The 6251-nt window shown below is 37.1% G+C and carries 7 protein-coding genes; 3 read left to right on the top strand and 4 right to left on the bottom strand.

All coding sequences use genetic code 11. From position 1 onward, the window contains the following. On the top strand, positions 1-311 hold a 311-nt coding region (locus tag ACIQZ6_RS11255), incomplete at its 5' end, for an NUDIX domain-containing protein (RefSeq protein ID WP_395811139.1). Positions 312-315: 4 nt separating this feature from the next. Here ACIQZ6_RS11255 and coaD read toward each other — a convergent pair. From coaD to ACIQZ6_RS11240, 3 genes are all read right to left on the bottom strand, one after another. Further along, complete coding sequence (gene coaD, locus ACIQZ6_RS11250) at positions 316-777, bottom strand: pantetheine-phosphate adenylyltransferase (RefSeq protein ID WP_395811137.1); 462 nt, start codon at positions 775-777, stop codon at positions 316-318. Positions 778-912: 135 nt separating this feature from the next. Next, positions 913-1455 (bottom strand): RsmD family RNA methyltransferase, encoded by a 543-nt coding sequence (locus ACIQZ6_RS11245; RefSeq protein WP_395811135.1) that lies wholly within the window; start codon positions 1453-1455, stop codon positions 913-915. Continuing rightward, positions 1446-2297 carry a DUF3822 family protein gene (locus ACIQZ6_RS11240; RefSeq protein WP_395811133.1) on the bottom strand — a complete coding sequence of 284 codons (852 nt, stop codon included), beginning with the start codon at positions 2295-2297 and terminating at the stop codon, positions 1446-1448. Before ACIQZ6_RS11240 ends, ACIQZ6_RS11245 begins: the two co-directional genes overlap by 10 nt. Positions 2298-2419: 122 nt before the next feature. Between ACIQZ6_RS11240 and ACIQZ6_RS11235 the strand changes: the two genes are divergently transcribed. Next, positions 2420-3838, top strand: coding sequence for an ATP-dependent RecD-like DNA helicase (locus ACIQZ6_RS11235; protein WP_395811131.1), 1419 nt, complete (start codon positions 2420-2422; stop codon positions 3836-3838). 23 nt (positions 3839-3861) lie between these two features. On the opposite strand, the gene ACIQZ6_RS11230 is transcribed toward ACIQZ6_RS11235, so the two are convergent. Further along, complete coding sequence (locus ACIQZ6_RS11230; protein ID WP_395811129.1) at positions 3862-5382, bottom strand: arylsulfatase; 1521 nt, start codon at positions 5380-5382, stop codon at positions 3862-3864. A 146-nt stretch (positions 5383-5528) separates the two neighbouring features. Here ACIQZ6_RS11230 and ACIQZ6_RS11225 point away from each other — a divergent pair. After that, a partial coding sequence (locus ACIQZ6_RS11225; RefSeq protein WP_395811127.1) for a sulfatase-like hydrolase/transferase occupies positions 5529-6251 on the top strand: 723 nt, incomplete at its 3' end.

Here is a 6251-nt window from a genome sequence, read left to right as displayed (position 1 = left end):
CGAAGGGAAAAATAGAAAAGGGAGAGAATTCAAGGGTGGCTGCTGTTCGTGAAGTGCAGGAAGAATGTGGAATTAGGATTGATAGTTGCAGAGATAAGGTTTGCAATACCTATCATATATATGAAATAAATGGAGCCATGGTTATTAAAAAAACTGCCTGGTATTGGATGAGAGCTATTAAACAAAAGAAGCTTATACCACAGCTTGAAGAAGGAATTACCGATGCTCGATGGCTTTCAACTGGAGATTTAATGCTGGTTCGCCAAAATACGTATCCTTTAATCAGAGATTTGATCAACGTACTTAAATAGGAAATTAAAGCAGATCAAATGCTTCTTTAGGAATAAACTGCTTCACGTCGCCATTGTTCCTCATAATATCACGTACAATGGTAGAGCTTATGGATGAATATCCTGGCTTACTTACTATAAAAATGCTTTCAATTTCTGGCACCATTGCATGATTCATTTGTGCAATCGCTTTTTCATATTCAAAATCTGATACGGTCCTGATGCCTCTGATCATGTAATTGGATTGAATCTTTTTACAGAACTCAACGGTTAGCCCTTCATAAGTTTGCACCTCAACTTTGGGCTCGTCAGCAAAAACAGCCCGTAGCATTTCTTTTCTTTTTTCTAGGGATAGATATGCGGTCTTGGTGCTGTTCAAACCTATTCCGATAACAACCTTGTCAAATAAAGGCAGCGAGCGTTTTAATATGTCAACATGAGCTTTGGTAACTGGGTCAAATGATCCAGGGAAAAGAGCAATTTTCATTTGTTTATAATTGGGTTAAGATTCTCTTAACATAAATAATGTTTGTTTGGGATAAATTAATTCACTATTGATATTCTGCACTGATTTAATTCTTTAAAATAAAGTTAACTATAAATGATGACACCTTGTTTCGATTTATAGCACATTTTTTCCAAAGAAGCTGAATGAAGAAGAACCATATTTTCTTTGCTCAAGAAATAATGGGTGATTATCTAATTTTTTCAAACTGGGATGCTCTATGATCAAATAGCCCTCCGGCTGTAGCAGGTTGCGGTCAAATACTTTTGCAGCAATCGTGTTAAGTTGAGGAAGGTCATAGGGAGGATCAGCAAAAATCAGATCAAATTTGTCTGTTTCTAGTTCCAGATAGTTAAATACATCTGCTTTAACAGGCTTAATGGTATTGAGTTCGTATTGTTTGATTAGTGAACGCAGGTAATTGATACAGCCAAAATCACGGTCTACTGAACATATTTCAGGAACACCACGTGAAGCAAATTCTAATGAAATATTTCCAGTTCCGCTAAAAAGATCCAATACCTTTAAATTCTCAAAATTGAACTGATTGTAAAGAATGTTGAACAGTGCTTCTTTTGCTTGGTCTGTGGTAGGTCTGACAGGTAAATTAGCAGGAGGATTTAAGCGAAGACCTTTTAAACGTCCACCTATTATTCGCATTGGTCAAGTGTAAAAAGGGAGAAAAACGTCTGAGAAAACACCTTGTTAAAGAGTTCAGGATGCTTAATAATCAGTCTGCTATCAGCAAATTGAATGTCTTTAAAATATTTTTCAATTCGCTGATAATATTCATCATGATGCAGTACCTGCCCTGAAAGAATAATAGCAGTATGATCAAGATCTAATTTCAAAGATTCAATAATGTTCAGGATAAAATAGTTGAACTCAATGGCATTGATGCTATCAAATAGGTTATAAAATGACAATTCAGATTGCTTAAAATAAGCAAACTGAATATGTTTTTGATGAATATCAATATAAAGTGAATGCTCTGTATTCTGTTTTAAACTCTTGAGTATACCCTGAATGAAACTGCTTGCCTGTCCATAAATTTTAGGCTGCTGAAAAATGCTGTTAAGAGCCAGATGCAGATCTGAATTGATCGCAATAATATTTTTGATTTTTGCAAAAGGTATAGCGTTGCAAAGAATTAGAGATTGATGCTTAGTAGTAATGAATTTTGCATATTCTTCATCATTGCCAGATTGGTAAAACTCGTCGGGAATAAACGTGAACTGGTAACTGTCAATGGATATTTTAACCTTATTAAATGTGTACTTAAATTCTTTAGTACATTCTGACAGATTTTCAATGGCCTGAATTAAATCACCCTGATTGGAGATATTGGGCAATTCATATTCCACTAGCGCTTTCAGCTCGTCTCTAACCTTGTCAATAATTGCATATTGAAATGATTCAATACCTATATGGATCAGAAGATCGCATTTCGCGGCATTTTGAGATTGAAACTCATCGTCAACTAAGTGAAGTAATTTAAGCATCGATCACAAAAGTATAGTTTCTCACCTATATTTTATAAATTCTTTCTGTTTGCTGCTCAATTAATTGCAAACCATTCATTTCTTTCAATAAATATAAGCCTAAGAATTTGCAATTTGCAGCAATGAATTTCCATGATCTAATTGAGCAAAATTTCGGAAATATTCCAACCTCACAGCAAAGAGAGGTTTTTTTATTGTTGCAGAAGTTTGTCCTTTCAAGTAATGTGGATTCTTGCTTTGTTCTTAAGGGGTATGCCGGTACAGGAAAAACTACATTGATCAGTGCTTTGGTTAAAGTACTCCCACAAGTTAAGCTAAAATCGGTATTATTAGCACCTACCGGTCGAGCGGCCAAGGTGATCAGTAATTATTCAGGTCGCAAGGCATTTACCATCCATAAAAAAATATACCGTAAAAAGGAAGCAGCGAGCCCAGATATGAACTTTGTTCTGGCAGATAATCTCATGGAGAATACTCTTTTTATTGTGGATGAGGCATCCATGATTGCAGATCAGGTACATGATTATAGCAAACAGAGTCTTTTACAGGATTTGGTCAGTTATGTATATAATGGCAAAAACTGCAAGCTTATGCTGGTTGGCGATACGGCACAACTTCCTCCTGTTGGCTCGGATACGAGTCCGGCTTTGGTAAAGGATGTGCTTAATTCCCAATTCGGACTTGAAGTGTTCAGCTTCGAATTAACAGATGTGGTAAGGCAAGAAAAGCAATCGGGCATTCTGCATAATGCGACGCAGTTGCGCGAACTTATTCGGAAAGAAAAGGAAATTTTTCCTCAGTTTAAGATTAAAGGCTATAAGGATATATTCAGAATGACCGGAGAGCGCCTAGTTGAAGGAATAAATTATGCCTATGATAAATACGGCATGGAGAATACCATTGTAATTTGCCGCTCCAATAAGAATGCAAATGCCTATAATCAAAATATACGCAACCGGATACTGTATAGGGAGGAAGAAATTACGGGTGGTGATCATATCATGATTGTACGTAATAATTATTTCTGGCTCAAGCCTGAAGATAATAGTGGCGATTTTATTGCTAACGGCGATATTGCCAGGATCAGAAAAGTTAGAAGGGTAGAAGAGCAGTATGGTTTTCGTTTTGCTGAAGTAGTTATAGAGCTACTTGACTATCCAGATCAAGAGCCGCTAACCTGCAAGGTGATTCTGGACACCTTATATTGTGAAACCCCGAGCCTGTCTAATTTAGATAGTAAACGCTTATATGAGGCGGTTTTACAGGATTATATGCACATTGAGAATAAAAAATTTAGAATGGATGAACTAAAAAAGGATCCATATTATAATGCTTTACAGATAAAGTTTGCTTTTGCAGTAACTTGTCATAAAGCTCAGGGCGGGCAATGGCCTGCCGTATTTATTGATCAGGGTTATTTAACAGATGAGATGCTCAATACTGAGTTTTTGAGATGGCTCTATACTGGTGTGACCCGATCATCAGCAGAATTATTTTTGGTAAATTTTAGCGATCAATTTTTTGCGGATACTACCCAATAACTCATTTGATAAGGAGCATATTTTTATTTTCTAGACACTTTCGGGTCAATAAATTCCCAATCTAGGATATGAGGGTGGGTATGTTCCCTTTTTACAATGGCGTTTATTTGTGAGATGATTTGTAGGTTGACAGCAGAAACATCGGTAGTTTCATTTCGGTCTTTTGAGAGATCGAATAATTCCCAGTTTTGAGATGGATTATTTCTTACATTTCTTTTGACTCCTTTCCAGTTGCCAATCCTTACCGCAAGTTGACCACCATTTTCTGGGTATTCAAAATACAAAAAGCCATGTTTTTGTTGATCCTGTTTCTTTCCGCTAAGTTCTGGTACCAAAGATATTCCATCAGAATTGCTAATCTTTTTTCCACTAATTTCAGCCAGGGTAGCCATGATGTCAAATTGACCTGAAACATGATCACTTACCGAATTCGCCTTGATCTTTTTTGGCCATCTGGCAATAAAAGGAACCCGTATTCCACCTTCGTATAAATCCATTTTGAGCCCACGCAATCCCGACACGCTATTAAAAAATTTAGTATCTACTCCTGCCGAAAAAGTTGCTCCATTATCACTCGAAAACATAATGATTGTATTTTCATCTAGACCGAGTTTTTTGATTTTTTCCATGATTATTCCCACCTGGTCATCCAAGAAAGTAATCATTGCAGCATACGTTGAAAGCGGATATTTATTTGGGGCATAACCATTTTCTCCGAAATAAGGTTTTTCATCAAACTGCCCGATATACTTTTTTACGTATTCATCAGGTGCTTGCAAGGCTAGGTGAGGAAGCGGAAAGGGGAGGTATAAAAAGAAAGGCTTGTTTTTGTTTTTTTCAAGAAACCCAAGTGCTTTCTGGGTCATTTTAGCAGGAGCATAATCTTTGCCTCTAAATTTTTCGAAATCAGCATCTGTGGCAGTTTTTGGGTCTATTTTTCCATGTACGCTAAACACGTGATTATTCAAAGCATCCCATTGATCATTTTCCCAAAGGTGGGTTGGATAAAAATTATGAGCTTGTTTTTGATCCAGGTATCCATAATAATAATCAAACCCATGATTTAGCGGGCTGCCAGTTGTTCCGGTTACTCCCATGCCCCATTTGCCAACCAATGCGGTGCTATAGCCTCTTTCTTTGAGCATTCTGGCAATGGTATACGCTCCATCATGCAATGGCATTTGGCCGCCCTCTAAACTATCTGCAAAGCCACCCAATTCATAGTTGCCTCTAATATACGAGTGGCCTGAATGTTTACCGGTCATTAGAATACTTCTTGATGGAGCACAAACTGGGGCTCCGCTATAATGCTGCGTAAAGCGCATGCCCTCTTTTGCCATGCGGTCAAGATTCGGGGTTTTTATCTTTGTTTGACCATAACTTCCTAACTCACCATAACCCAAATCATCTGCATAGATGTAAATAATATTGGGTTTTGGCTTGATTTGCTGCCCCATTGAAAAAAACGGAATAATCAAGAAGAAAAAGAAGCTCCCACTTAAACTGATCCAATTTTTGCGATGATAAAAACTTGCTTTTTTCATTCTGAATTTAGGTTACGATTATAAAAGCTAAAATATAAAAATCAAATATAAAATCTGTTTTCATGCAAAATGCTTTCAAAATAGCTTTGAATGTCAATACTCCTTAATTTCTTTTCAATCTTAATATATTTTATAAATTTATAACTATGATAAAAAGAGCAACACTTCTGTTTTTAAGTATACTATTGATCGGCTTTATGCCGGTATTTTCTCAAGTTTCAAAGAAGAATATTATAATTTTTCTGGTTGATGATATGGGATGGCAAGACAGTTCTGTTCCGTTCTGGTATAAGCCAACAAAATTTAATTCAATTTACCGAACACCCAATATGGAGCGTTTGGCAAAAAGAGGCATGAAATTCAGTAATGCCTATGCCAACCCGGTGTGTACACCCACAAGGGTAAGTCTAGCTACCGGTATGAATGAGGCCAGGCATCGAATTACGAACTGGACTAACGTTAAAAAAGATACCCCAACTGATTATCCAGATAGCCTTTTGAACCCTCCAAATTGGAATTTTAATGGCTTGAGCACCGCTCCCGGAATTAGTAATGCTGTTGTAGCTACTCCTTTACCAATGCTTTTGAAGCAAGCCGGTTATTTTAATATTCATTGCGGGAAGGCGCATTTTTCACCTTATGGTACTCCAGCATCTAACCCATTGACCATTGGATTTGATGTAAATATTGCAGGTACAGCTGCCGGTCATCCGGGAAGCTATTTGGCAAAAGATCGGTATAGCAGTAGTCCAAATGATACACTTTGGGCGGTTAGGGGTTTGGATAAATACATAGATCAGGGTTTGAACCTTACTGAGGCATTAACCAGAGAAGCTATCGCTACACTTGAAGCGAACAAGAAAAATGGT

This window comes from Daejeonella sp. (genome assembly GCF_044348475.1).
Lineage (GTDB): Bacteria > Bacteroidota > Bacteroidia > Sphingobacteriales > Sphingobacteriaceae > Daejeonella.
Note: the sequence above shows the minus strand (reverse complement) of the source record. Positions and strands in the feature narration are given on the sequence as shown.